The organism is Rivularia sp. PCC 7116 (assembly GCF_000316665.1).
Taxonomy (GTDB): domain Bacteria; phylum Cyanobacteriota; class Cyanobacteriia; order Cyanobacteriales; family Nostocaceae; genus Rivularia.
This window is the reverse complement of sequence record NC_019678.1, coordinates 1,027,778-1,053,055: the sequence shown is the minus strand read 5'-3', so window position 1 is coordinate 1,053,055 and position 25,278 is coordinate 1,027,778. Positions and strand designations below refer to the sequence as shown.

The following is a 25,278-nucleotide window of genomic DNA, read 5'->3' as shown; positions in this document are numbered from 1 at the left end:
CAGTAACCACGCAGAAACCCGGTTTTTTGAAAAACCGGGTTTTTAGTTGCTAAATAGATAAGCAAAAATATTTACCGTCCTAATAATCTTATTTAATTCTAGTTACGACAAGCTGTATTGAACCCTTATTATTCCAATACATAAAAGGTATATCATTGGCAAAGCAAGTAAGTATACCGCTTTGAGTTGGTTGCAATTTTTTATCGGTACCGATTTTAAATAAATTACCGGAATCGAAGTTGATTGCTCCTATAAGAGCAAACCAATTTTCATCAGGTACACGTCTTAATCGTTCGGTATTCTTTAATATCCAGTTTGAACTAGGAAAACCGTCTGCGTTACATAAGATAAACCAATCTACCCATTTTTCACTTGCAGATGCTGTTAAATGATATTCTTGATTGGCAATTAAATTAATTCCTGTATTATTCCACTTTTCTTTTGCTAAAATTACTGCACTGACTGACTCTCCAATATTCATTACGTCCACTTAAGTTAAAGGGATTATTGCAGGTTGCAATATGGAAGGGGTTAATTTGAGAAACGCAAGCTTGGCTGATGGCAGCATCACTGGAAGTACCATAGGATTTTGACTATACTCGCTTCGGCTATAGCTAGCTTTAAATGATTTATAAATCTCCATGTTTTAACCATCAATTATGCTGTTTACGACGCATTTTTAAATTACATTAATATTCAACATGGCGTACAATAATTTTACTTTAAGTAAAGCGAAAAAAGACTTTGATTTATCCACAATCGAGTCAGAAAATTTGTTTAAGGATGTCGGCAGCATAGAACCTTCTGCAACTTTGGTTGAATTACTAGAAGAGTATTTGCCTTTAGCAAGAGCAATAAGTACAGAAAAAGCCAAATCTGAGTTATTGGTAATTCCGATATTAGTAGAAATTAGAAAAATTCTTTCCAGAAAAATCAGCTTATTTTCTGGGAGTCTTTTTAATGTTGACATCTCTTTAGGCTTAACTGGTTACGTTGATTTCTTGATTACATTGAGTGAGGAGATGTATGCTATCAGCTCTCCCGTTGTCACGTTAGTTGAAGCTAAAAACGATTTAATTACTTCGGGGATAGGGCAATGTGTAGCAGAAATGGTAGCAGCACAAATTTTTAATCAAAAGCAAGATAATCATGTGTCCACAATTTACGGAGTAGTCACAACTGGAACTGCTTGGTTGTTTTTGAAGTTAGAAGAGAAAACCGTTTATATTGACAATCAAGAATATTATATTGATAACTTGGGAAAAATAATGGGTATTTTGATCAATTGCTTGGAGAAAGCAGGAGAATTTTGACAAAAAATATAAATCCTACCTTAACCTAACCTACAAACTAGTAGTAGGTTGAGTTAAAGTCGCACAAATTAATTGATGGTTAATGAATAAAGATGCTACTTTAAGCGAACCTACAAACCGATAATTTTTCCATACATAATGGTGCGTTACGGCATTTTCAAACGTATAATCTATCAATGAAATAAGCTCGTGCCGTAACACACCCTACTAACCTTTAACCTTTTAACCTTAATTAATAATGCGTTCCCGTTTTCCGATAATGTACTGCTGTCACTCCTTCGTTATTCAACACTTTACCGTTATCAACGGTGGCATAAACTAACCAGTGGTCGCCGCATTCCATTCGTGAATTAACCGAACATTCTACGTAAGCTAAAGCATCAGTAAGAGCGGGAGAGCCATTACTTGCCTCTTCTGTTTCAACTCCGGAAAATCTATCTTCACCGGGGCTAAAGGGTTTAAGGAAATGTTTCATCATTCCTAAATGTTCGCCTTCTTTTAATACATTCAATACAAATCCGCTACCGGAATGCATCAAGGATTCTAAGGCTCTATCTTTAGCTACGGCAATAGTTAAACCCGGTGGATTAAAGCTGGCTTGAGATACCCAGGAAGCTAACATTGCACTAGAAACATCTCCTTGTTTTGCCGTTACTACACACAAGGAACCGATAATTCTTCCCACTGCTTGCTCTACGCTGGTAGAAGGTTGAGTTGGTGCTTTAACTTTCTTGGCTTTTTTCAATGCTTGAGCAAAATCAACTCCGGCTTCTTCGCACATTTGCAAAGTCTTTTCATCGGGTTTGAATTTTACTCTAATTGGTTCAAAACCAAAGCGGAATCCAGCATCTTTGAGTTTACTTTCCAATATATCTACGGCTTCTCCACTCCAACCAAAGGAACCGAATACGCCAGCAGGTTTACTTTTGGCTGCGGTAGAAAGGATAATACCTAAAGCTGTTTGAATCTGAGTTGGAGCATGACCACCAAGTGTAGGAGAACCAATTACAAAACCAGATGCTTTTTCCACCGCTGCTTTAATATCTTCTGGTTCGACGGCTTCGCAATTAATCGATTCTACTGCCACTCCAGCTTTAGTTATTCCCCTAGCGATCGCCTGAGCTAAGGTTGCGGTATTCCCGTAAGCGGAAGCATAAATTAATGCCACGCTCGAATCTTGTTTTGTCTGATTTTTGCTCCACTCATGGTAAGCATCTGTTAAATCAATTAAGCCTTCACGCACCAAAGGACCGTGATTGGGAGCGTATAGCCGCACTGCTAAATCATCAATTTTTTCTAAAGCGGTTTCTACCTGACGGGCGTGGGGAGCCATCAAGCAGTCATAATAATAACGTCTATCTTCAACGAAAATTTTCCAACCTTCATCAAAAACTTGGTCGCCACAGATATGTGCGCCAAATAATTTATCGGTGTAGAGAATTTCCGTTTGGGAATCGTAAGTACAAAGATGGTCTGGATAACGGGGATTAGGAGTAGGAATAAATTTTAAATTGTGTCCTTTACCTAAATCGAGGTTTTCTTCCCCTTTCATCACCATTATCGATAAATCTTCGGTTTCCAAAGCTTTGCGTAAATTTATTGCACCAGGATTAGAACAAACAAATTTTACTTGAGGAGCAATTTCCAATAGAGCTTTTAAAGTGGCAGCGCGGTTGGGATTAACGTGACCGATTATTACGTAATCAATCTCGGTAACATCAAATCTTTTTTTTAAAGCATCTAAATATTTTTCCGTAAAAGTTTCCCCAGGAGGATCGATTAAAGCAATTTTATCAGCGTTGATTAAATAAGAATTAGCAGTAGTACCTTTACTTAAAGCGTATTCAATCTCAAACCGCAATCTAGTCCAACTGCGGGAACGGATAATAGTCGTATCTGTAGCAATGGGAAGAATTTGAACGTCGCGGGGTTTTGTTTCTGACATGGGTAATAGGTAATGGGTAATAGGTAATGGGTAATTGGTAATGGGAGAGGGAGCAGAATAACCTTTAACCTTTAACCTTTGACCTAATTATTCCTCACCCCTCACTCCCAACTCCTAACTACTTAATAATGATTTCCAACTTTTCTGTGGTGTACTGCGGTTAATGCGTCGGCTTTACTGACTTTACCTGCATCTACGGTGCTGTATACTACCCAATGGTCAACCGCATCCATTCTGCTGACAACTTCACATTCTACGTAGGCTAATGCGTCGCTAAGTATTGGGGTACCGTTTTCGGCTGGTTGGGTTTTGACTCCTTCAAAGCGATCGGCTCCAGGGCGGAAACGCTTAAGGAAATGTTTCATCAAGGGTTGATAGTTTCCTTCTTCGAGAATATTTAAAACGAATTTATCGCCAACCTGCATCAAAGATTCAATTGCTCTGTCTTTAGCAACTGCAATTGTTAATCCCAAAGGTTTAAAACTAGCTTGGTTTACCCAGGATGCTAACATCGCGCTTTTTACGTCACCTTGTTGAGCGGTAATGATATACAAACCACCACTCAATCTTCCCAAAGCTTTATCTAAGTCAGCATCAAGAGACTTCATGTTTTTGATGCTTTTGGCTCTATTTAATAATTGTCCTAAATCAGTTCCTGCTTCTTCGCACTGCTTATAAGTAATCTCGTTTGGCGTTTCTTTAATTTTGATTGCACCAAAAGCTGGTTTTAAACCTAATTCGCGGAATTTAATCAAAACTGGATCGATTGGCTCATCATCGCCACCACCAGTTTCAAATAATCCTACTGCTTGCTTACTATTTACCGAACCTAAAATGGTACTTAAAGCAGTTTGCAGTTTTTCATCGGATGCTGGCGGCATTCCCAATATAATTCCAGTAAAGCGGCTTGTTTGCTCTCTTAATTCTTGTAAATCAATATCTTCGCTTAAATCTATCATTTCTACAGCGACTTCGGTTTTAGAAACACCGCTAGCGACTGCTTGAGCAAGTTTATCGCTATCACCGTATTTAGAAACATAGAAAATACCAACTGTTTTCTCAGCTTTGGCTTTATTCTTACTCCAATTGCGATATCTTCCGATTAATTCATCTACATTATGAGATAAAAGTGGTCCATGCCCTGTGGCTACCATGCCCACGGTTTCCAATTCACCCATGCGTTTGAGAGCAGACATTACAGAGCGAGCGTTAGGAGCCATCAAACACTCGTAGTAATATTTGTATTCGCCGCTAATTGCATCCAAATCTTCGTCGAAAGTAGCATCCGAGCAATAATGCATCCCGAAAGCATCGCAGGTGAAAAGAATTTGAGTTTTATGGTCGTAAGTAAAAATTGTATCGGGCCAGTGTAAGTTAGGAGCAATCACAAATTCGAGTTCGTGCCCATTGCCTAAATCTAGGCGATCGCCGTTCTTTACAAGTTGAGTTTTGAAAGGTTGGTGTACCAGATTTTCCAAAAACTGAATCGCAACTTTTGAACCAACAACGGTAACTTCCGGTGCTAACTGTAAAAAATCTTTAACCAAACCACTGTGATCGGGTTCGGTATGACTGATAATTAAATAATCGATTTCTGCTGGATTAATTAATCCGTTGAGAGTATCAAAATACAGCTTGCGAAACTTTTCGTGAGAAGTATCAACTAAAGCAGTTTTTTCACCGCGAATGATAAACGAGTTATAGGTAGTACCATTTTCCAAACCGAACTCGATATCAAATCTGTCTCTATCCCAATCCAGAGAGCGAATTGCTGTTGTGTCGTCAGCAATCTCCGCAGTCTGCATGGTGAGTTTTTTCGCTACTTTATCGGTAACTGCTACCATAACTCTTCTCCTTAATAGATTTTTATATCTGAGTATTTATGCCTCGATTCTATTGTGACATGAGTTAATTGTAAATTTTTATCAATATTCTATTGCTGAGTTTAGGAAGATTAATGATTTGATTTGGGAATTGGTAATTGTAGGGTGTGTTAAACCCACGACTATATACTGGGCTAAACATACCGATGTGAATTTGGTTTAACGCACCATCTGTGATTGCGAAGAAAACAGAATAGTTAATAAAATTTCTTTGGTAGATTGGGTTCGTTTTCTTGCAACTTTCGGGAGACGTAAAATTTTACGTCTCTACATTCATTACGTAAAAACTAATGGGACAAACCGCTACTAATATGGAAATAATGGTTCTATATCGTACTTTATCGACAAATCGTGAAGAATTTCCCTAACTCTATCAATTTCAACAGCTTTATCTTCCAATATTAGAGATTTATCTTCTTCAATCATTTTTCTCGCTTCCAAGAAATTGATATTTGCTGCCTTAGCTAAAGCTTTGATGTGCTGTTTATTTTGAGAATCAGCTAAAAGCAAATAAATTTTGTATTTAGTTTCATCCTGCCTAATTGCTGGAATATAAGTAGTGACAATAACCCATTTATCGCATCTTTCGCAGAATAAGCCTTGTGTACTACCTTTTATTCGATGTTCGAGATTAGCTGCACAATTTTGGCATTTATTAATTTCAATCATTGATTTACTTGAGTAGTGGCACTAATTATTTTTTGAAAGAATAAAAACCGCAGAGGACACAAAGAGCGCTGAGGAAAAGATTTAGAGAAAGATTGGTTTATTGACAATATTCGGGATTGTAATGTTGATGTCTTTGTTGAATTTGTTCAATAGCTTCGCAAAAACAAGCTTTATCTTTGGCTTTGATTTGAATGTTCCACAACTGCGGAACAATTTTTAAACTTCCAAACCTCAACAATGTCAAAGTTGCGAAGCTATCCAAACTGGCATCTGTTGGTAAAGGTTCTAAAATCGCTTCTATGGCTGAATCGCTACCGATTTTTCCCAGAGCTTCAACGATTGTGTCTAAAACCGGATCGAAAGCACAGCCACCGCTAGGGTTGGTAACTGTTATCTAATCTCTACCCATAAATGGACATATTTACCCATTTTGTCCAGATATGGTGTTAGGTATGTAATATATATTTACGTAAAGTCTGCCGTGGGGATACTCCCCACGGCAGACTTTACAGTAAAGCGATGCTTAAAGGTTGTTGAGGCGAACCAGCAACATTGCCTTTTATGCCGCATTGAATTTTTAAGAATTAATAACTTTTAATATTCACACTATTAATGAATTGTAAGAAGGATGATATGTTTATATCTAATAATATAAAAATAAATGGTTTATATTTATAAAACTTGAAATAGCAAATTATATACAATGTTACTCGGATTTAAAACAGAATTAAAATTAAATAACAATCAAAGAACTGTTTTACTCAAACATTGTGGAGTTTCTAGACATGCTTGGAATTGGGGATTAGCATTAACCCGCGCAATATTAGAGCATAATAAAATTAATCCTGATTCTAAAATAAAATTTCCAAGTGCGATTGATTTACATAAATATTTAATAGCTTTAGTAAAATCAGAAAATCCTTGGTACTATGAGTGTTCTAAATCTGCACCGCAATACTCTTTAAGAAACTTATCTACTGCTTGGAAACGATGTTTCAAAAAAGTTAGCGGTCAACCAAGATTTAAAAAGAAAGGAAAAAATGATTCATTTACTTTAGAGGGAACTTGTAAGACTATAGATAGTTTTACTATTCAAGTTCCCAGAGTAGGTAAATTAAAAACATATGAGAAGTTACCTCAACGAGATAAAATAAAATCAGTTACTATTTCTCGTCAAGCAGATAGATGGTTTATTAGTTTTAAAATTGATACCCAAATCCAAGAAAACCGTAAAGCTCGCGGGACAGAGGATTCTGTCCCGCAGACTTTACATAATACAACAGTTGTAGGTATTGATTTAGGAGTGAAGGTTCTAGCAACTCTATCAACAGGAGAAGTTATAGAAGGTGCTAAGTCATATCGTACTTTTAAGGCGAAATTATCACGATTGCAGTGGTTAAATCGCAATAAAATAATTGGTTCTAAGAATTCGAGAAAGACTCAACTCAAAATAGCTCGACTTCATAGAAAAATTGCCAATATCAGAAAAGATACTATCCATAAATTTACTTCATTATTAGCCAAGAACCACGGAACGATAGTGATAGAAGATTTAAATGTATCGGGAATGATGAAAAATCATAAACTAGCCGGTGCTATAGCTGATATGGGATTTTATGAAGTTAGAAGACAGCTTGAATACAAATGTAAGATGTACGGTTCTAAATTAGTTGTATTAGATAGATGGTTTCCATCATCTAAAACTTGTTCTAATTGTGGTCATAAAAAAGAAATACTTTCTTTAAGTGAAAGACTTTTTGATTGTGAGAACTGTAATTTTACTGCTTACCGCGATTTAAACGCTGCAATAAATTTATGTAAGGCTGTCAGTTAGACAGTTTCAGCCTGTGGATGGGAAGTAGCCGACTACCCCAGTTTGAAGCAGGAAGTAAACACCAAAATTATATATGTCTAGTTTTGTCTAGTTATAGGTAGTTTTGGGTAAGTTTTATGTAACGGTTTAATAAAGCTTGACGCAATGCAATTACAGATTTTTCTCCACCTATCGCACCTAAAGCATAAGCAGCTTTATCGCAAACGCAAAAATCTTCGTCTTTCAATAAAACATCAATTATTGCAGCTTCTGCTGATTCACCACCAATATCTTGTAAAGCACGAATTGCATTTTCCCTAGCACTAGAGTTTGTTTCATCTTTGAGAATTTCGATGAGTGTTGGAATAACTATCGGATTTCGAGTTTCTCCCAATCCAAGAATCACAATTTCTCTAGCGCTAGGGTTTTTTTCATCAGCAAGCATTTTAGTTAAGAAGGGAATTACAGATTCTTCACCTAGTTTTGCTAAAGCATGAGCAGCATTTACTCTAGCGCTAGGGTTTTTATCTTGTAATAGTGGAAATAGTTTCTTAACAGCATCTTGATATCCGATAATCCCTAACAACCTTGCAGCACAAGCTCTTACCTCTGGATTATTATGCTGCAATGCTTTAATTAATTGAGGTGCAATTGATTCATCGGCGATTCTTTCCAAAACTAAAACTACTCTCCGACGTACTTCTTCATCTTTGTCAACGAGCATTTTTAACAACGCAACAGCAACAGATTTTTTTTCGTTTTCTGAAAATTGATTGATATCGTCTTCAGATGCATCAGGTGGTGAAATAATATGTGCTACTGCAAAAACAGCTTCCCGACGAACTCGAACGTTTTTATCCTGCAACATTGGCAGCAAAGCTGATAAAATAAGCTTTTCGCGGATATCTCTTAATCCATAAACAGCAGCTTGACGTAAATTCGCATCATCACGATTTAGAAATGAAAATAAAAGACTAATTCCTCTTTCATTTCCAATTTCAACCAACGCAGCAGCACAACTTTTACAAACCCTGTCATCTTCATCAAGTAAAAAGTGAATTGACGCTTCTACCGCGACTTCTCCACCAATTTTTCCCAAAGCACGAGCGGCATCTTCAGCAATATAATTTTTGTTATCTGCTAAAGCACTAATTAAAACTTCTAGAGCTAAATCCGAACCAATTTCTCCTAAACCATAAATTGCTCTATAGCTAATTTCATCATCTTCATTTTTTGAAGCTGTAACTAATGCAGCGATCGCCAAGTTATTTTTAATATTTCCCAAAGCTATTACAGCATTTTCTCGAACTGATTTACGCTCATCTGATAAAGCTGTAATTAACAACTTTGTTGCCGACTCTCCACCAAAGTTTCCTAAAATATCCGCTGTTTGGGTACTTAAATTTTCATAATGGTAAGCTTGATAAAATAATTCTTCTTCTGGTGCTTCTTCGATTTCACCTTTAAAATATAAATCTATCTCAACTCTGGCACTAATTAATTCTTTTTCTTCATTTAATGTTCTTGCTAAAAAAGGAATTGCAAATTCAGACTTTGTTCTACCTAATAACTCAATTTTCAAATTATCCAGTATTTCTAAATTCTCAATCCAACCTATAGTTACTTTTTGTAGCTTCGCCTTAACCTTACCAGCCAAAAAAGCACCCAACATCAAATCAACATCCAAAGCCAACCTTACCAACCGCAAAGCTTCTACATCATTAATCAACGAAAGTATTGCAGCGATAATTTCCGTATACTCAAAATGATTTAAATAATCTCTTTTAACTTGCTCATCACTTAATTGGGGAAGTTGAGAAACAAGAGATTGATTATTTTTATTTGACTGCATTTAAATAAAGAGTAGTTAACAGAATTTAGGATTATAAATTTGATGTTGCTGCTGGATTTTTTCGATTGTGGAGTATAAGTTATCAGTAGCAGAATGAAAATTAATCTCTTTAGCTTGATTAATATATTTAGCTTGTACTAAAGCTTTCCATAGATGAGTAATATATTCTAGTTTCCCATGTTTGCTTAAAATTGAAGCCGCAATATTATCAATAAAATTATCTTTATAAGGTAATGATGCTGAAATCACTTCTGCTGCTTGTTCGCTATCAATTTTATTCAAAGCACAAATCGCTGAACGTCTAACATCAATCGCTTTATCTTGCAATGTTTCAATTAATGCGTTAGCGAAGCTCACCGAAGGTATCGCCGTGGAATCATCTGCAATATTTCCTAATTCATAGGCTGCCAAAGAACGTACTCTATAATTTTCATCTTTTAATAATTTAAGTAAAGCCGGAATTATTATAGATTTATCTGCAATTGATATCAATGAGACAATAGTTCTTGAACGCACTTTTGGTTCTTCATCTTGCAACGCTTCAAGCAAGTTTGGAATAACCGACTTACCGCCTATTTTTCCTATATAATTAGCCGCTCCACAACGTATATTAGGATTTTCATGTTGTAAAGCTGTAATAAAACTTTCTTTGGTATCTTCGACATTTCCAGCCTTCGCTATTTCAATATCTATAGCTTTATTCGCTGCTTTACGACCATGATAATCATGACCTACAGATTTGAGGAGCAAAGTAGACAAATCAGATTCATTAATAATTTTTTCGATGTCTATCTCCGCTTTACAATAGAATTTATTATATTCCTCCCTTAAGGCTTTAAACTCTGGTGATTCCATCCCATATTTAAGCATCATTAGCTCTTCAACTGCTGTTTTCCGAACTTTTGAATTGACATCATTCAACAGATTAATTAATAAAGGCAAATCGGAAACGTAATTTGCTTTATTCACAATTCTTCCTAAGAATAAAGCAGCTTTTCTACGAACTTCAGCATCATAACATTGAGAAGCTAAGAATATTAATTGAATAGCTTTATTTTTATCTATTTTTAATAGCGTTTCAAATACTTTTTTACTAACGAAGTCATTTTGATCTAAAAAAGCATGAATTATTAATTCTTCTGCTAACTTTCCACCAATCCGTCCTAAAGCTTTAACGGTTATACCACGAACTTGATGGTCTTCATCATTCAAAGCTTCAATAATAATTTCTAACAGCGAATCATCTGCTATTTCGCCTAAAGCCGAAATAGCTTTACAACGAATATGTATATTTTTATCTTTTAATAACTTGATAAGTATAGTGATTTGTGACTTATCAACATATTCCCCAAACACGGCGATCGCCATTCTACGAACCCATTGACGCTCATCTTGTAATAAGTTTTGCAGTATCTTCGTATATAACCCCGCATCAACAATTTCTGACTCTTTTAGTGCTTGCGAAATAAGCTTTTCGTATCAATAGGATAAATGTGCTGGTTCGTTATAAATATTTTTGATAAATTCTTCCAAAAAAGAAACTGCTACTTTTGATTTAGTCTTCGTTAATAACTTTAACTTCAATTCGTCAGAAATTTCTAACTCACCAATCCAATCCACAGTTACTTTTTGCAACTCCGGCTTAACCTTACCAGCTAAAAAAGCACCCAACATCAAATCAACATCCAAAGCCAACCTTACCAACCGCAAAGCTTCTATATCATCAATCAATGTCAATATTGAAGCAATGGGTTGCGTCCATTCAAGATAATTGAGATAATTTCTTTTAACTTGCTCATCACTCAATTGAGAAAGTTGATAAATAAGAGATTGATAATTTTGGATTGATTGCATTTGAACAAAACAAATTATATTTTTATTACAAAAAATCTAATGTTAAAATGGTGCGTGACGCTATTAAGTAAAGTTATTTTATCTTAGAAAAATAGTCGAAGCGTCGCACACCCTACAATTATTAACCTCGCAGTTGATTAAACCATAATATTATTATCTTACTCAGCGCACCTCCGCGTTAACCTCCGCGTAACTTTGCGTTTAAAAAAGTGTTCTCAAATCCCTCAAAAACTTGGCTAGCATTAATAATCGGCAACTCCCGCTTACACTGGGGTTTATTCAACCAAAATAAACTGATAAAAGCCTGGGATACCAATTACTTATCTACCCCCTCTCCCCCCTCCACCCCCTCTCCTCTTCTAATAATTGCTTCCGTAGTCCCCAGTCAAACGAAACTGTGGCAAAATCACCCAAACGCAAAATTTATAACCTTAAACGAAATCCCCCTCAACAACCTATATCCCACATTAGGAATTGATCGCGCCTTATCTTTACTTGGTGCTGGTGAAACCTGGGGTTTTCCAATATTAGTAATTGATGCAGGTACCGCACTTACATTCACAGGTGCCGATAACAACCGTAATTTAATTGGCGGCGCAATATTACCAGGATTGGGTTTACAATTTTCAACTCTTACTAACAAAACCGGGCAGTTACCAAGCGTCGAATTACCGCAACAGCTTCCACTACGGTATGCAGTAAATACTCAACAAGCAATTCAAAGCGGAATTATCTACACAATAATCGCAGGAATCAAAGATTTTATCGCAGCGTGGTTAAAAGATTTTCCCGAAAGCAATGTTGTGATAACAGGAGGCGATCGCACTGTATTATTCAATTATTTAAAATCGCAATATCCAGAAATTGCGGCAAAAATAGTCGTAGAAAAAAACTTAATTTTATGGGGAATACAAAAAACTATAATGTAGAAACGTTTAGATATTTAATTTTAAAATATTATAATTTATAAAAAAGCGTTAAGAATAAAGAGTCAAAAGGGGAAAGACAATAACTCTTTATTCTTAACTCAATTTACTGACCTTTATTAAGAAAACCTCTGATTTCTTCAGCAACAATTGAAGCACAAGATTGAGGTAAATCATCTTCTCCATGAGCAATCATTTTTAACTCAGCTTGAGGAGTAAGTCGAGCATATATCTTACTTCTTGTTAAAGCATCTGGAGTATCTTTTCCACCTTGCAATACTAAAACCGGAATCTGAATCAAATCCAATTTCTCTTGCAATAATTCAGCTTCAATTTCTGGATACTGCCGTTGATACAATAATTGAGTTGCCGTCGGATTTTCTAATAAAATTCTTCTTTGCTGCAAGTCTTCTTCTATTTTTGTTTCCCAACCAAACATTTTAGCTAAAGGACGAAATACTTGTAAAAACCTAAATATTAATGAAGGACCTTTGATTAAGCGCCGCATGGTTTGCCAACGTTTTTGCTGTCCATCTATTTCCACGCCTTCAGGTGATACTAATACTAAACCTTGGACTCTTTCTGGATACTTTAAAGCACAACTAGCAGCAATCCATGCTCCTAAAGAATGTCCTACTAAATATACTTTCTCTAATTTTAAAGCCTGTAGAAATTCAACCAAACAATCAACTTGTAAATCAATTGCATGGTGAATGTCAGGATACTCTGACTCGCCAAATCCTAATAAGTCGGGAGCAAAACAATGAAAGTTTCGGGAGATTAATTCCATTGTCGATACCCACTCGCTGCTATCGCACCAAGCACCGTGCAAAAAAACTACCGGTGTACCATTACCAACTTCACGCCAGAATAATAACCCTTGGGAAAGTTTTCTCCGAGAGTTACGAAATAACATCGTATCCATATTGAATTTAATTTAGTAGTTAAATTTAATAAATTTTAGGGCGGTGAATTGCGATTAAACACTTGCCGTATCAGCTTAACTATCCAGTATGCTATACAGATTATCCGTGTTGCAGCAAGTGTAATAAATTTTGAACTAAATCCAACAACTAAAAGCTGGATATTAGTAGATAGTTTTATGCCAATATTGTCAAGTTATTTAAATAGTCTTGTAATTGGCGATAATGGTCGTGGGACATGGGTTCTTTTGGTAAAGAGTTGCGAGGAAAAGCTTGAATTTCGCTTGCTTCTAAAGTGTCTTGAATCTCCATTTCCCCTTTGACTTCCGCTTCTGCAACAACACAAATTGAGTGGATTCTGGGGTCCCTATCTGGTGCTGAGTAAACTCCAACTAAGCGGCGAATTTTTACTAGCTCCAATCCGGTTTCTTCCATCAATTCACGTTCAATTGTCGTGGGAACATCTTCTCCCCAATCTACCATTCCACCAGGTAAAGACCACAAACCGTTGTCTCTTCGTTTAATCAGTACAATCCGACCATCAGGTAATATCGGAATAATACTTGTTCCGATTATCGGATGACGAAATATAATACCTAAAATTGTTTGTCCATAGCGCCATAAAGTCCGCGTAGACTGTACGGCTGCACCAAATAAAGCAGCAACGTTCAATGTTCAAATTTATATATTTACTGATTTCCCCTGACTTGCCATCTCTGTTGTACAACTAGCTTGTTAATAACAGCTTTTATACAAAAAAGTATGCGCCAGACTATATTCTAACGATTCTCATTTTATTAAAATGATAGCCCTAGAATAGCTTAATTTTAGCATCCAAAGACTTAATTTCTATTGTGTATAACAATACTTTCCTGGGTTATGGTTGATTAAAAAAGATATATTTGTTATAGAGATTACAATATTTATTAGTAATACAATCTGTTTTTATGTCAGCAATTAAAATGAAGATTAAGCTGAAATTACAATAGTTATTAATATATTGATTTTTTTAACTTGATATTTTACAGACTGAAATAGCTTAAAACTGTATAAGAAAACTTATCGATTGTTATTTCTTGAGATTCTGAATTTATACTATATGCATTATTTTTTGACTGAGCTTTGTGCTTCGGCAAAGATTTTTAATCAAAAACTGAAATTCATATTGATATTGTTAATCATTTATATCGAAGCCTTAGTGATGATTGGTGACAAAAAAATAAAGTTTATACAAGGAAAGATGACCGTACTTGTAAATTAAAGTTAGAAAGCATTAAATAGATTACACCTATTATCTAACCTTTAATAAAATATAAAATTTGTAATTAATAGATACCATAAACTTGATATAAGCCATTGACATTACAAAAATAAATGAGATAGACTATATTGCTGTTTAAAATATACTAGTAACTGGTTTGGGTTAAAATGTTATCGACATAATTAAAATAGATAGCTATAAATTATCTATTGAGTGCCTACCAGTAACTTAAACGTTGTTTATTAATGAGGTGAGTATGGCTAAGCGCCGTAACCTGAAGAAAGAAAAGGCGCTACGGAACCAGGCATATGCCCGGAAGTTTCGTAAACGAACTAATACAGGACGTTATCAAAGAAGGTATCAGCAAGGAGCACCGAAGCAAGAAGAAGAGAATAATTCATCAGCAGAAGATACCAGTACTGCTGCAACTGACTAAATTTCTCATTTCAAAATATCAATTTTTATCGTTCAAAGTCCTGATTTGCGGAGTATTTTCTAAGATGCTCCGCAAATGTTTCTTTTAGTTATCAGTTACGAGTTAGTTACGCCTAAAAGGTTTTTACTAGCTATTCCCCAATTATAGAACGAGCAACCTGTAATGCTTGCTTAACCTGCTCGAAACCCGTTCCACCATAGCTATTGCGTGCGGCTACGACTTGACGGGGTGATATTGCTTCATAAATATCCTTGTCAAATTTAGGATGGAGTTGTTTCCATTCTTCTAAACTCAAATCTTTCAAAAGTTTACCGGCTCCAATGCTGGTTTTTACGACCTTACCCACGAGATTATAAGCTTCTCGGAAGGGAACACCCCGCGCTGCTAGATAATCTGCGACATCGGTAGCATTAGAAAAATCTTCTGCTACAGCTTCTGCTAACCGTTGAGTGCGAAACTCTAAACCTTCTTGCAGCAAAATTGTCATTGCTGATAAACAGGCTTTTACGGTACTAACTCCATCAAACAAGCCTTCTTTATCTTCTTGTAAATCCTTGTTATAAGCGAGCGGTAATCCCTTCATCATTACCAACATTGCTTGCAGATGACCAAATACTCTGCCAGTTTTTCCTCGCACCAATTCCGGCACGTCGGGATTTTTCTTCTGCGGCATAATACTCGAACCCGTAGCGCAGCTATCTTTTAAGGTAATAAAGCCGAATTCTTCAGAAGACCATAAAATTACTTCTTCCGATAACCTGCTCAGATGAACCATTATTAAACTCGCAGCACTCAAAAATTCAATGGCAAAATCTCTGTCGCTGACTCCATCGAGACTATTATCATAAACCTTGTCAAAATGCAATAACTTGGCGCTGTAATGTCTATCAATAGGAAAAGTAGTTCCAGCTAAAGCACCGCATCCCAAAGGTGAAATATTTACACGTTTAGAAACATCTCCAAGACGTTCCCAATCTCGTTCCGCCATTTGAAAATAAGCTAAGAGATGATGAGCTAAGCTTAGAGGTTGAGCGCGTTGTAAATGAGTGTAACCGGGAATCAAAGTTTCAACGTTGTTTTCGGCGATTCTAACTAAAACAGCTTGAAAATCTCGCAACTGTTGACGAATTATTTGAATTTCTTCTCTTAAAAAAAGTCTCGTATCCGTACCAACTTGGTCGTTACGAGAACGTCCGGTATGCAGTTTTTTACCGACATCGCCGACAATTTCCACCAAACGATGTTCGACAGCAAAATGTACATCTTCCGAGTCTACATCTGGTAAAAATTCACCTTGATGATATTCCTGACGGATTTTTTCCAAACCAGTAACTAACTGTTCCCCTTCTTCCGGAGAAATAATGCCGCACTTCGCCAACATCTTGGCATGAGCAACCGAACCCGTTAAATCGTATTCAATTAATTCAATATCAAAATCAATGCTGGCATTAAAGCGGGCAATCGTAGGATGCAACGCCGATTCAAATCTTTGGCTCCAGGTTTGTTTTGATGTTTGTGTCATAGAGATGGGGAGATGGGGAGATGGGGAGAGGGGAAGAGGAAGAGAGATAATTTATAACTCTTAATTATTAATTTCTAACTCCTAATTGCTTACTGCTCACTGTTGACTGTTAACTGATAACTGTTACCCGTAGCTTGTTAAATTGCGAATTAAATAACCGATTACTAGTCCAATTAAAAGCGCCCAAATTTGACCTGTTTGGACAAAGTTATTCCAAGCTTTTTGAACTTGACCCATCAAGTCTGGATCGGAGACAGTTTGAGCTAATACTGTCCAGTTTACAGGTATTTTGCCCTGAGCATTAACAGTATTTGATAATAAAATTGTTGTCCACAAACTGATAGTAAACCCACCCAAGAGCGACCAAAGTTTCATTTTTAACTAGTGTATTGGTTAGCATCACCGTCATAGCTCAAAGATGTAAATTATGCCATCCGTAATTTCTCGGCTGAGCGCAATATCTGTCCTGCTAAAACTGCTGCTCCAAATCCATTATCAATATTTACTACTCCTATACCAGCAGCGCAAGAATTCAGCATTGTCAGTAAGGGAGCTAATCCGCCAAAGCTTGCTCCATAACCGATGCTGGTAGGTACGGCAATTACGGGAGAGTCTGCCAAACCCGCGACAACGCTGGGTAAAGCTCCTTCCATTCCCGCCACAACAATTAACACTGTCGCCGATTCAATCACGTGACGATTATTTAACAAACGGTGAATTCCCGCTACTCCTACATCCCATAATCTTTCTACCTCAAACCCAGAAAGTTCTGCCGTTACCGCTGCTTCTTCCGCAACTGGTAAATCGGCTGTTCCAGCAGAAAGAATACCAATTTTACCGGAATATCGAACTTCAATTTGAAGAGGTGCGATCGCGCAGATTCGAGCGGATTGGTAGTAGCGTAAATCCCTTACTTTTGGCTGTAGAGTTGCGAAAGCTTCAGGAGTGATGCGAGTTGCCATCACAACTTGATTTCGTAAACGCATCACATTCATAATCCGAGCGATTTGTTCGGGGGTTTTATCTTGCCCCCAAATGACTTCTGGGAAACCAGTTCTCAAAGAGCGGTGATGGTCAATTTTAGCAAAATCATCTACAGGTTCGTAAGCTAAATCTTTGAGTTGAGAAAATGCTGCATCGGTAGTTATAGTTCCGTTAGCAACTGCTTTTAAAAGAGATTGTAGAGCTTTTTCTTCGGTCATAGTTTATTTGGGTAATAGGTAAATAGGTAATGGGTAATAGGTAATGGATAATAGGGAGAAACCCAATTACCAATTACCAAATACCAATTCCCAATTTATTACTCTTTCGTTAATTTAACTTCTTCAATATTCCAGAAAGCACCACCGATTGCATTAAATTTGGTGCCTTCAATATTATTGCGTATGGCTCCTAATGAAAGAGGATTAACCAGGTAGATAAAAGGTAAATTCTCCTGGGTTATTTTTTGAGTTTCAGCGTATATTTCTTTAACTTTTTCTTCGTCTAATTCTTGTGTAGCTTTGACATAAAGTCGAGCAATTTCTTTTTCCCAAGGAGCAACTTCCCAACCTTCAATTGGTTTTTGTCCGGCTTGAGGTTTTTGGTTAAACATATGCAATCCACCTTCAGGCTTCCATACGTTGGCACCATCATTTGGTTCCAAACCACCAGTTAAACCAATCAATGACATTTCAAAGTCTAAGCTATTGGAAATTTTATCTAAATAAGTATTCCAAGCAAGAGGAGTAAAATCAACTTGAATACCGATTTTACTCAAATCCGATTTAATTTGCGCTCCCATTGCCTCGCGGATTTTATTACCGGAATTAGTCAGTAAAGTGAAGCGGACGCGATTTCCATCTTTGTCTAATAATTGACCTTGGGAATTGTATTTAAATCCAGCTTTTTTGAGCAATTCTTGCGCTTTTTCTGGATTATAATCGTAAACTTTTAATCCTTTTTCCGGAGGCAGATAATAGGGACTTTGTACGGAAATTGGTGAATTTTGTTTTTTTCCTAAACCACGAAATGTATTGTTAATCATGGTTTCGCGGTCGATAGCGTAAGCTACAGCTTGACGAAATTCTTTGGTATTAAACCATTTAGATTTTACTGGATCGACTAAAGGTTTACCGTTTCTGCTGCCTTTGTTTAAATTAAAAAATACAAAAGATGTACCAGTAGCAGGACCGCCATTTTTAATATCAAAATTACCGCGCTTTTCTTCTCGTTTCAGTAAAGAGAAATAATCTGGTGTTACGCCGATATAATCCAAGCTACCAGAACGAAATTGCAGTAAAGAAGTATCTTGAGATTCAACAATTTCCCAATTTACTTTGTCAATTAATGGCTTATCTTTTTTCCAGTAATAAGGATTGCGCTCGAATACAATCCGTTGAGTAGTATTGTAACGTCCCAACTTATAAGGACCATTAGTCACAATCTCGTTAACGGGAGTATCAACACCCCATTTTTGTAAAAATAATGGCTTCCCTTCGGAATCTTTTTTTTCTACCGATTCCTGTAAAGCATGTTTCGGTAAAATAGGCGTTGTCATATTTTGTAAGAAAGGTCGGAAAGGTTCTGGTAAAGCAAATTCGACCCTCCGCTCGTCAAGTTTTCTGACCTTGGGTAATATACCTTTATCACCCATTTTTAAACCGTCTTTAACATCAGTGGGAATTTCTTTATTAAAGTAAATATCGTTGTAGCTAAATACAACGTCTTCAGCAGTTAAAGGTTGAGCGTCAGACCACTTCAAATTTTCTCGTAACGTAAAAACAAACCGCAAACCATCATCAGCTATTTCCCAAGATTCAGCTAACCCTGGTTCGATTTCTCCAGTGAGTGGATTTAGAGTAGTTAAACCTTCAAAAGTATAGGGAAAAATATTCGGTGACTCTTGAGAAAGAGCGTAGTTAAAAGTTTTGGGATCGCTGAGAATACTTAGGATTAATGGCTTTGTTTCTGCTGCTTCAGTTCTGAAGTTACTGGGATTACAGGCGGCAACAAAAAGTGCAGTTATGGCTGCCAGAATAATTGGTAAACGCAAACGCCGAAATTTAGGAATTAAAGAAACAAATCTTAGCATTTAGGTAGATATACGAATAATTTCAGTGAACAGTGAACAGTGAACAGTTATAAGTTATCAGCGAACAGTTATTAAATAATAACCAACCACTGACAACTAACAACTAACCACTAACAACTAATAAAACTACAGCATAAGCACATATTCCTTTTTCTTCACCAACGGGACCCAATTTTTCATTGGTAGTGGCTTTGACACCAACTTGATTGGGTTCGATTTGCAAAACAGCAGCTAATTTTTCGCGCATTTTTTGAATGTGGGGTTTTAGTTTAGGACGTTCTGCGACTACCACAGAATCAATATTTCCTACTTTCCAACCTTGCTCTTGAATCAAATTATTAACTCGATCTAAAAGCATCAAACTGTCAGCACCAGCCCATTTGTCATCGCTGGGGGGGAAATAATGACCGATATCGCCCAAAGAAAGCGCTCCTAACATCGCGTCCATAATGGCATGAGTTAAAACATCGGCATCACTATGTCCCAGCAATCCTAGAGAATGAGAAATTTCCACACCACCCAAAATTAATTTACGCTCTTGTGCTAAACGATGGATATCATAACCATTTCCAATACGAATGTTCATAAAAAAGGTTAGTTGTTAGTTGTTAGTTGTTAGTTGCTAGCTGTTAGGAGTTAGGAGTTAGGAGTTAGGAGCTAGAGTAATTATTTCTCTTTGTCTCCCTCACTCCCTCACTCCCTCACTCCCTCACTCCTTCTCCCCCTCTCTTCTCCTCTTCCCAAGCTTGAAATAAATCGGGACGACGTTTGCGGGTTCTGTCAATTTGTTGCTCGTAACGCCACCGTGCAATTGCTGCATGATTGCCGGACAATAGTACATCGGGTACTTTGCGATCGCGAAAGATGGCGGGGCGGGTGTATTGGGGATAATCTAACAATCCTTCTTCAAAACTTTCTAATTTTAAAGATTCAGCTTTACCTACGGTACCCGGAAGCAAACGGACTACACCATTCATTAAAGCCATAGAAGGTATTTCGCCACCAGTCAGAATAAAATCTCCTAAAGAAACTTCACGGGTGACTAATTCTAATACTCTCTCATCAACTCCTTCATAATGACCGCAAATAATCGCTAATTGGTCGTAGTTGGCAGCCAATTCTCTTAATAATGGCTGATTGATAGTTTCTCCCTGGGGACTCATCATGATCACCTCTCGTCGCGGCAAAACCGGCAGCGATTCGACAGCAGAGAAAATAGGTCCGGGCTTCATTAACATGCCAACTCCCCCACCATAAGGTTCATCATCAACTTTCCGGTGCTTGTCGGTGGTAAAGTCTCGCGGATTTACAAAATGCACGCTGGCAATTTGCTTGGCTAAAGCCTTACCAATCAGCCCGGAATTGAGAACGGAAGTAAAACAATCGGGAAATAGCGTAACTATATCAAAACGCACAGTATTTCGTATTGGAGGACACTATTCTTAAATTGAACTCGCTTGCGATTCGGCATAGCGCGTTGTTGACTACATTACATTTAAACTTTATTTAGAGTATATAAAAGTACTTAGGATAGATGGTTTTGTGTGGAAACGAAAGTTTTTCTAATTACTTAATTTATGTTTAAATATTGTCACATCTAACTTTAAATTAAGATTCATACAAAGGCGTTAACAACAACGCAGGAAGATTGTATCCTGCATTGCGACAGGCTTTGTCGTTTGTCTGTGCTTTATCCCAAGCACTTTACCGTCTTGGTAGACGGGTATGGGGAATAGACAAGGATAGGTGAAATAGGTTCTGCGCTGGTGAAAGAAAAAGACAATGGGGCTTCATACATGACGACTTATGGGTGCCACTCAAACTTTAAGCTAAAAAGCAAAAGGCATATTTTTCCTGGCGCAAGCAAGCTTTATAACTCTTGCAATAAACCTAGTAGCCTTTATGGACATTTCCACAACAATAAACAGGAAAGTCCGATCAATTGCAAAACTTCCGCGAACTGTCCGCGAAGTAAAATTCACCTTCCGGTTGTTGACAGGAGATACACAATGCGGCAACTAAAAGCTAAATGGCTGGAAATGACCACATCCCAAGCAACTAAAACCGCCGTTCTGGTTATTGGAGGCGCAGAAGATAAGGTTCACGGACGAGAAATTCTGCGAACTTTTATAGACCGTGCTGGTGCGAAAGATGCCCATATTGCTATTATTCCCTCTGCTTCTCGGGAACCGAGTATTATTGGCGCTCGCTACGTAAATATTTTTGAAGATATGGGAGTAAAAAAGGTTGAAATTTTAGATATTCGAGAACGCGACCATTGTCACGACCGTTACTACAAGGAATCGTTGGAAGAATGTAGCGGTGTTTTTTTGACTGGAGGCGATCAATTGCGTCTTTGCGGTGTCTTGGCTGATACGCCTGTGATGGATATTATCCGAGGACGAGTAAAAACTGGAGAATTGACTTTAGCCGGTACTAGTGCCGGAGCTGCGGTAATGGGACACCACATGATTGCTGGAGGCGGTAGTGGAGAGTCTCCGAATCGCTCTTTAGTTGACATGGCAACTGGCTTAGGGTTTATTCCGGAGTTGATTGTCGATCAGCATTTTCACAATCGTAACCGTATGGTGCGTTTAATGAGTGCAATTGCTTCTCATCCCGACCGTTTAGGAATTGGCATTGATGAAGATACTTGTGCCATGTTTGAAAAAGACGGTTGGCTTGAAGTTATGGGCAAAGGGGCGGTAACAATTATCGATTCGAGCGAACTTACTCATACTAACGAACCCCGTGTTGGAGCAACAGAACCTCTAAGCCTGCACAATTTAAGAGTACATATTCTGGGTCATGGCGATCGCTATCATTTATACGGACGAACTGCGATACCATCTGTAGGGCGAATATCCAGCTGACGGGAATACGTATGTGTGGTTACACTGGGTTGACCGCGATTTTTTGTTGCAGCACAAAAGCATAAAAAGTCAAAATCATACAAATAAGGAATAAAAAAACTGTTATTCACGAACAGTTATGCGGTCAATTCCAGTAAGAAACTAGAATTTTGGTTCCGAATCTCCATCTACCCTTTATCATGAGAATCCTCAAGATCCAAACTTTACGCGGTCCTAACTATTGGAGCATTCGACGCCACAAGTTAATCGTCATGCGCCTTGATTTAGAAAACCTCGCTGACACTCCCTCGAATGAAATCCCTGGATTCTACGAAGGATTGGTAGAAGCTTTACCTTCTTTGGAAGGTCATTACTGCTCTCCTGGCTGTCGTGGTGGCTTTCTAATGCGGGTGCGAGAAGGCACTATGATGGGTCATATTGCCGAACATGTGGCGCTAGAACTTCAGGAATTAGCCGGAATGCGTGCGGGCTTCGGTCGCACCCGCGAAACTTCGACTCCGGGAATTTATCAGGTCGTTTTCGAGTATTTAAATGAGGAAGCCGGACGTTATGCTGCAAGAGCTGCTGTCAGGCTTTGTCAAAGTATTGTCGATAGGGGGCGCTATCCCCAGGCTGAGTTAGAGCAAGATTTACAAGATATCAAGGACTATTGGCGCGATGCTTCTTTAGGACCTTCTACCGAATCAATTGTTAATGAAGCTAAAAAAAGGGGTATCCCTTGGATGCCTTTAGGTTCGAGATATTTGATTCAGTTGGGTTATGGAGTACAGCAAAAGCGGATTCAAGCCACAATGACGGCTAATACCGGCATTTTAGGTGTAGAACTTGCTTGTGACAAGGAAGCGACTAAGCGTGTTCTCGAATCTTCAGGGGTGCCCGTACCCAAAGGAACTGTAATCAATTTCTTCGACGATTTAGAAGACGCAGTTGATTATGTTGGTGGCTTTCCTATTGTTCTAAAACCCCTCGATGGCAACCACGGACGCGGTATTACCATTGATATCAGAAGTTGGGAAGAAGCTGAAGCGGCTTACGATGCTGCTAGGGCTGTTTCTCGCTCGGTAATTGTTGAGAAATTCTATCTCGGACGCGACCATCGGGTATTGGTAGTTGACGGTAAAGTTGTTGCCGTAGCCGAACGAGTACCTGCTCATGTTGTTGGTGACGGTAGGTCAACTATTGCCGATTTAGTTGAAGAAACTAATAAAGACCCAAATCGTGGCGACGGTCACGATAATGTTTTAACCCGAATTATTTTAGACCGCAATAGTTATGCTTTGATGGAAAGACAGGGTTTCACCCTCGATACCATTTTAGATAAAAATGAAATTTGTTATTTACGAGCAACGGCGAATTTATCTACGGGTGGTATTGCTGTAGACCGTACTGATGAAATTCATCCTCAAAATGCTTGGTTAGCTGAACGGATAGTTAAAATAATTGGTTTAGATATCGCCGGGATTGATATTGTTACTACCGATATTAGTCGTCCTTTAAGAGAAACCGATGGAGTACTTGTAGAGGTGAATGCAGCACCGGGATTCCGGATGCACGTTGCTCCCAGTCAAGGAATTCCTCGCAATGTTGCTGCGGCAGTAATAGATATGCTGTTCCCTGCCGATAAGACTACTCGCGTACCTGTTCTCAGCGTGACCGGCACCAATGGTAAAACTACTACTACTAGGTTGCTAGCTCATATTTTCAAGCAAACTAGAAAAGTGATTGGGTATACAACTACAGATGGCACCTATATCGGAGAATATTTAGTAGAAGCTGGCGATAATACCGGGCCGCAAAGCGCCCAGCTGATATTGCAAGACCCGACGGTAGAAGTTGCCGTGTTAGAAACAGCACGGGGAGGTATTTTACGTTCGGGGTTAGCTTTTGAAGCATCTAATGTTGGTGTGGTGTTAAATGTTGCTGCCGACCATTTAGGATTGGGTGATATTGATACCATCGATCAACTTTCGCATTTGAAGAGTGTGGTTGCTGAAGCGGTATATCCCGATGGTTATGCGGTATTAAATGCCGACGACAAAAGAGTTGCGGCAATGGCAGAAAGAACGAAAGCCAATATTGCTTACTTCACCATGAATCCCGACTCGGAATTAGTTAGGGGACATATTGAAAAAGGTGGAGTAGCAGCGATTTATGAAAATGGCTTTTTATCTATTTTGAAAGGGGATTGGACTCACCGCATAGAAAAGGTAGATAATATTCCTTTGACAATGGGTGGACGCGCTCCATTTATGATTGCTAATGCTTTGGCAGCATCTTTAGCAGCTTTCGTACAAAACGTTTCCATAGAGGAAATTCGGGCTGGTTTAAATACCTTCCGGGCTTCGGTGAATCAAACACCGGGACGGATGAATTTATTTAATTTGGGTAAACACCACGCTCTAATTGACTACGCTCACAACCCAGCATCTTATGAAGCCTTGGGTGGATTCGTGCGTAACTGGACATCCGGACAGCGAATTGGTGTAGTTGGTGGCCCGGGCGATCGCCGTGACGAAGATTTTGTCATGTTGGGTAAACTAGCGTCTGAAATTTTCGACTGCATCATCATTAAAGAAGATGATGACACCAGGGGAAGAAAGCGCGGTTCTGCTGCCGAGTTAATTACTCAAGGTATTAGGGAAGTAAATCCAGATTGCGTACACGAAACAGTTTTAGATGAAACGGAAGCGATCAATAAAGCTTTAGATTTAGCAACCGATGATAGTTTGGTCGTTATCTTACCAGAAAGTGTCAGTCGTGCCATTAAGTTAATTAAAGCTAGGGGAGTTATTGAAGAAGAAGTTCCAGAAAAGATTGATAGTCCGACTCCGAAAGATAAAGAAGTCGGAGTTCCATCTTCGGTGTTAAATAGCTTATGAAGGGATAACAAGTAAAAAGTTGTAAATTACGCTTTTACGCTTTTACGCTTTTACGC

At 38.0% G+C, this 25,278-nt stretch carries 22 protein-coding genes; 6 read left to right on the top strand and 16 right to left on the bottom strand.

Going from position 1 to position 25,278, the window contains the following annotated elements; translation table 11 throughout:
* Positions 1 to 88: 88 nt before the first annotated feature.
* Positions 89 to 481, bottom strand: coding sequence for a hypothetical protein (locus RIV7116_RS04010; protein WP_044290745.1), 393 nt, complete (start codon positions 479 to 481; stop codon positions 89 to 91).
* Positions 482 to 701: 220 nt separating this feature from the next.
* Here RIV7116_RS04010 and RIV7116_RS04005 point away from each other — a divergent pair, with 220 nt between their 5' ends.
* Positions 702 to 1,313: a hypothetical protein gene (locus tag RIV7116_RS04005; RefSeq protein ID WP_015116986.1), complete on the top strand. Its 612-nt coding sequence runs from the start codon at positions 702 to 704 to the stop codon at positions 1,311 to 1,313.
* 232 nt (positions 1,314 to 1,545) lie between these two features.
* Here the strand turns inward: RIV7116_RS04005 and RIV7116_RS04000 are convergent, their stop codons facing one another.
* The 4 genes from RIV7116_RS04000 to RIV7116_RS35665 all read right to left on the bottom strand — a co-directional run bounded on the left by RIV7116_RS04000 (position 1,546) and on the right by RIV7116_RS35665 (position 6,072).
* Positions 1,546 to 3,258, bottom strand: a complete 1,713-nt coding sequence (locus tag RIV7116_RS04000; protein ID WP_015116985.1) for a diflavin flavoprotein — start codon at positions 3,256 to 3,258, stop codon at positions 1,546 to 1,548.
* 122 nt (positions 3,259 to 3,380) lie between these two features.
* Positions 3,381 to 5,102, bottom strand: a complete 1,722-nt coding sequence (locus RIV7116_RS03995; RefSeq protein ID WP_015116984.1) for a diflavin flavoprotein — start codon at positions 5,100 to 5,102, stop codon at positions 3,381 to 3,383.
* Positions 5,103 to 5,447: 345 nt separating this feature from the next.
* Complete coding sequence (locus tag RIV7116_RS03990; RefSeq protein ID WP_015116983.1) at positions 5,448 to 5,810, bottom strand: hypothetical protein; 363 nt, start codon at positions 5,808 to 5,810, stop codon at positions 5,448 to 5,450.
* A 97-nt stretch (positions 5,811 to 5,907) separates the two neighbouring features.
* The gene (locus RIV7116_RS35665) at positions 5,908 to 6,072 is read right to left on the bottom strand and encodes a hypothetical protein (RefSeq protein WP_157229247.1); all 165 of its coding nucleotides are present in this window, start codon (positions 6,070 to 6,072) and stop codon (positions 5,908 to 5,910) included.
* 441 nt (positions 6,073 to 6,513) lie between these two features.
* Here RIV7116_RS35665 and RIV7116_RS03985 point away from each other — a divergent pair, with 441 nt between their 5' ends.
* On the top strand, positions 6,514 to 7,644 hold the full coding sequence (locus tag RIV7116_RS03985; protein WP_015116982.1) for an RNA-guided endonuclease TnpB family protein: 1,131 nt from the start codon (positions 6,514 to 6,516) through the stop codon (positions 7,642 to 7,644).
* A 91-nt stretch (positions 7,645 to 7,735) separates the two neighbouring features.
* Here the strand turns inward: RIV7116_RS03985 and RIV7116_RS03980 are convergent, their stop codons facing one another.
* From RIV7116_RS03980 to RIV7116_RS03970, 3 genes are all read right to left on the bottom strand, one after another.
* Complete coding sequence (locus RIV7116_RS03980) at positions 7,736 to 9,475, bottom strand: HEAT repeat domain-containing protein (protein ID WP_015116981.1); 1,740 nt, start codon at positions 9,473 to 9,475, stop codon at positions 7,736 to 7,738.
* 15 nt (positions 9,476 to 9,490) lie between these two features.
* Positions 9,491 to 10,885 (bottom strand): HEAT repeat domain-containing protein, encoded by a 1,395-nt coding sequence (locus RIV7116_RS03975; RefSeq protein ID WP_256380840.1) that lies wholly within the window; start codon positions 10,883 to 10,885, stop codon positions 9,491 to 9,493.
* Between the two features lie 69 nt (positions 10,886 to 10,954).
* Positions 10,955 to 11,329, bottom strand: a complete 375-nt coding sequence (locus RIV7116_RS03970; protein WP_015116979.1) for a hypothetical protein — start codon at positions 11,327 to 11,329, stop codon at positions 10,955 to 10,957.
* A 209-nt stretch (positions 11,330 to 11,538) separates the two neighbouring features.
* Between RIV7116_RS03970 and RIV7116_RS03965 the strand changes: the two genes are divergently transcribed.
* A complete protein-coding gene (locus RIV7116_RS03965) occupies positions 11,539 to 12,258 on the top strand; it encodes a pantothenate kinase (protein WP_015116978.1) in 720 nt (239 codons plus the stop codon).
* Between the two features lie 103 nt (positions 12,259 to 12,361).
* Here RIV7116_RS03965 and RIV7116_RS03960 read toward each other — a convergent pair whose 3' ends face one another.
* Both RIV7116_RS03960 and RIV7116_RS03955 read right to left on the bottom strand, forming a co-directional pair.
* Positions 12,362 to 13,180: an alpha/beta fold hydrolase gene (locus RIV7116_RS03960; RefSeq protein ID WP_015116977.1), complete on the bottom strand. Its 819-nt coding sequence runs from the start codon at positions 13,178 to 13,180 to the stop codon at positions 12,362 to 12,364.
* A 175-nt stretch (positions 13,181 to 13,355) separates the two neighbouring features.
* A complete protein-coding gene (locus tag RIV7116_RS03955) occupies positions 13,356 to 13,850 on the bottom strand; it encodes an NUDIX hydrolase (RefSeq protein ID WP_015116976.1) in 495 nt (164 codons plus the stop codon).
* A gap of 845 nt (positions 13,851 to 14,695) precedes the next feature.
* Here RIV7116_RS03955 and RIV7116_RS03950 point away from each other — a divergent pair.
* A complete protein-coding gene (locus tag RIV7116_RS03950) occupies positions 14,696 to 14,875 on the top strand; it encodes a hypothetical protein (RefSeq protein WP_015116975.1) in 180 nt (59 codons plus the stop codon).
* A 130-nt stretch (positions 14,876 to 15,005) separates the two neighbouring features.
* On the opposite strand, the gene argH is transcribed toward RIV7116_RS03950, so the two are convergent.
* The 6 genes from argH to trmD form a co-directional block, all read right to left on the bottom strand.
* Positions 15,006 to 16,397: an argininosuccinate lyase gene (argH, locus tag RIV7116_RS03945; protein ID WP_015116974.1), complete on the bottom strand. Its 1,392-nt coding sequence runs from the start codon at positions 16,395 to 16,397 to the stop codon at positions 15,006 to 15,008.
* Positions 16,398 to 16,520: 123 nt separating this feature from the next.
* On the bottom strand, positions 16,521 to 16,772 hold the full coding sequence (locus RIV7116_RS03940) for a hypothetical protein (RefSeq protein ID WP_015116973.1): 252 nt from the start codon (positions 16,770 to 16,772) through the stop codon (positions 16,521 to 16,523).
* Between the two features lie 50 nt (positions 16,773 to 16,822).
* A complete protein-coding gene (gene larB / locus RIV7116_RS03935; protein WP_015116972.1) occupies positions 16,823 to 17,599 on the bottom strand; it encodes a nickel pincer cofactor biosynthesis protein LarB in 777 nt (258 codons plus the stop codon).
* A gap of 98 nt (positions 17,600 to 17,697) precedes the next feature.
* Positions 17,698 to 19,470, bottom strand: coding sequence for an ABC transporter substrate-binding protein (locus RIV7116_RS03930; protein WP_015116971.1), 1,773 nt, complete (start codon positions 19,468 to 19,470; stop codon positions 17,698 to 17,700).
* A 103-nt stretch (positions 19,471 to 19,573) separates the two neighbouring features.
* Positions 19,574 to 20,056: a 2-C-methyl-D-erythritol 2,4-cyclodiphosphate synthase gene (gene ispF, locus RIV7116_RS03925; protein WP_015116970.1), complete on the bottom strand. Its 483-nt coding sequence runs from the start codon at positions 20,054 to 20,056 to the stop codon at positions 19,574 to 19,576.
* A gap of 115 nt (positions 20,057 to 20,171) precedes the next feature.
* A complete protein-coding gene (gene trmD, locus RIV7116_RS03920) occupies positions 20,172 to 20,885 on the bottom strand; it encodes a tRNA (guanosine(37)-N1)-methyltransferase TrmD (RefSeq protein WP_015116969.1) in 714 nt (237 codons plus the stop codon).
* Between the two features lie 594 nt (positions 20,886 to 21,479).
* Here trmD and RIV7116_RS03915 point away from each other — a divergent pair.
* Together RIV7116_RS03915 and cphA are read left to right on the top strand one after the other, a co-directional pair.
* Positions 21,480 to 22,343 carry a cyanophycinase gene (locus RIV7116_RS03915; protein WP_015116968.1) on the top strand — a complete coding sequence of 288 codons (864 nt, stop codon included), beginning with the start codon at positions 21,480 to 21,482 and terminating at the stop codon, positions 22,341 to 22,343.
* A gap of 179 nt (positions 22,344 to 22,522) precedes the next feature.
* Positions 22,523 to 25,222 carry a cyanophycin synthetase gene (gene cphA, locus RIV7116_RS03910; protein ID WP_015116967.1) on the top strand — a complete coding sequence of 900 codons (2,700 nt, stop codon included), beginning with the start codon at positions 22,523 to 22,525 and terminating at the stop codon, positions 25,220 to 25,222.
* Positions 25,223 to 25,278 lie beyond the last annotated feature (56 nt).

Excerpts from the sequence above, each read along its gene's own strand:
- RIV7116_RS04010 (WP_044290745.1), bottom strand. The coding sequence starts at position 481 with ATGAATATTGGAGAGTCAGTCAGTGCAGTAATTTTAGCAAAAGAAAAG.
- RIV7116_RS04005 (WP_015116986.1), top strand. The coding sequence starts at position 702 with ATGGCGTACAATAATTTTACTTTAAGTAAAGCGAAAAAAGACTTTGAT.
- RIV7116_RS04000 (WP_015116985.1), bottom strand. The coding sequence starts at position 3,258 with ATGTCAGAAACAAAACCCCGCGACGTTCAAATTCTTCCCATTGCTACA.
- RIV7116_RS03995 (WP_015116984.1), bottom strand. The coding sequence starts at position 5,102 with ATGGTAGCAGTTACCGATAAAGTAGCGAAAAAACTCACCATGCAGACT.
- RIV7116_RS03990 (WP_015116983.1), bottom strand. The coding sequence starts at position 5,810 with ATGATTGAAATTAATAAATGCCAAAATTGTGCAGCTAATCTCGAACAT.
- RIV7116_RS03985 (WP_015116982.1), top strand. The coding sequence starts at position 6,514 with ATGTTACTCGGATTTAAAACAGAATTAAAATTAAATAACAATCAAAGA.
- RIV7116_RS03980 (WP_015116981.1), bottom strand. The coding sequence starts at position 9,475 with ATGCAGTCAAATAAAAATAATCAATCTCTTGTTTCTCAACTTCCCCAA.
- RIV7116_RS03970 (WP_015116979.1), bottom strand. The coding sequence starts at position 11,329 with ATGCAATCAATCCAAAATTATCAATCTCTTATTTATCAACTTTCTCAA.
- RIV7116_RS03960 (WP_015116977.1), bottom strand. The coding sequence starts at position 13,180 with ATGGATACGATGTTATTTCGTAACTCTCGGAGAAAACTTTCCCAAGGG.
- RIV7116_RS03950 (WP_015116975.1), top strand. The coding sequence starts at position 14,696 with ATGGCTAAGCGCCGTAACCTGAAGAAAGAAAAGGCGCTACGGAACCAG.
- argH (WP_015116974.1), bottom strand. The coding sequence starts at position 16,397 with ATGACACAAACATCAAAACAAACCTGGAGCCAAAGATTTGAATCGGCG.
- RIV7116_RS03940 (WP_015116973.1), bottom strand. The coding sequence starts at position 16,772 with ATGAAACTTTGGTCGCTCTTGGGTGGGTTTACTATCAGTTTGTGGACA.
- larB (WP_015116972.1), bottom strand. The coding sequence starts at position 17,599 with ATGACCGAAGAAAAAGCTCTACAATCTCTTTTAAAAGCAGTTGCTAAC.
- RIV7116_RS03930 (WP_015116971.1), bottom strand. The coding sequence starts at position 19,470 with ATGCTAAGATTTGTTTCTTTAATTCCTAAATTTCGGCGTTTGCGTTTA.
- ispF (WP_015116970.1), bottom strand. The coding sequence starts at position 20,056 with ATGAACATTCGTATTGGAAATGGTTATGATATCCATCGTTTAGCACAA.
- RIV7116_RS03915 (WP_015116968.1), top strand. The coding sequence starts at position 21,480 with ATGCGGCAACTAAAAGCTAAATGGCTGGAAATGACCACATCCCAAGCA.
- cphA (WP_015116967.1), top strand. The coding sequence starts at position 22,523 with ATGAGAATCCTCAAGATCCAAACTTTACGCGGTCCTAACTATTGGAGC.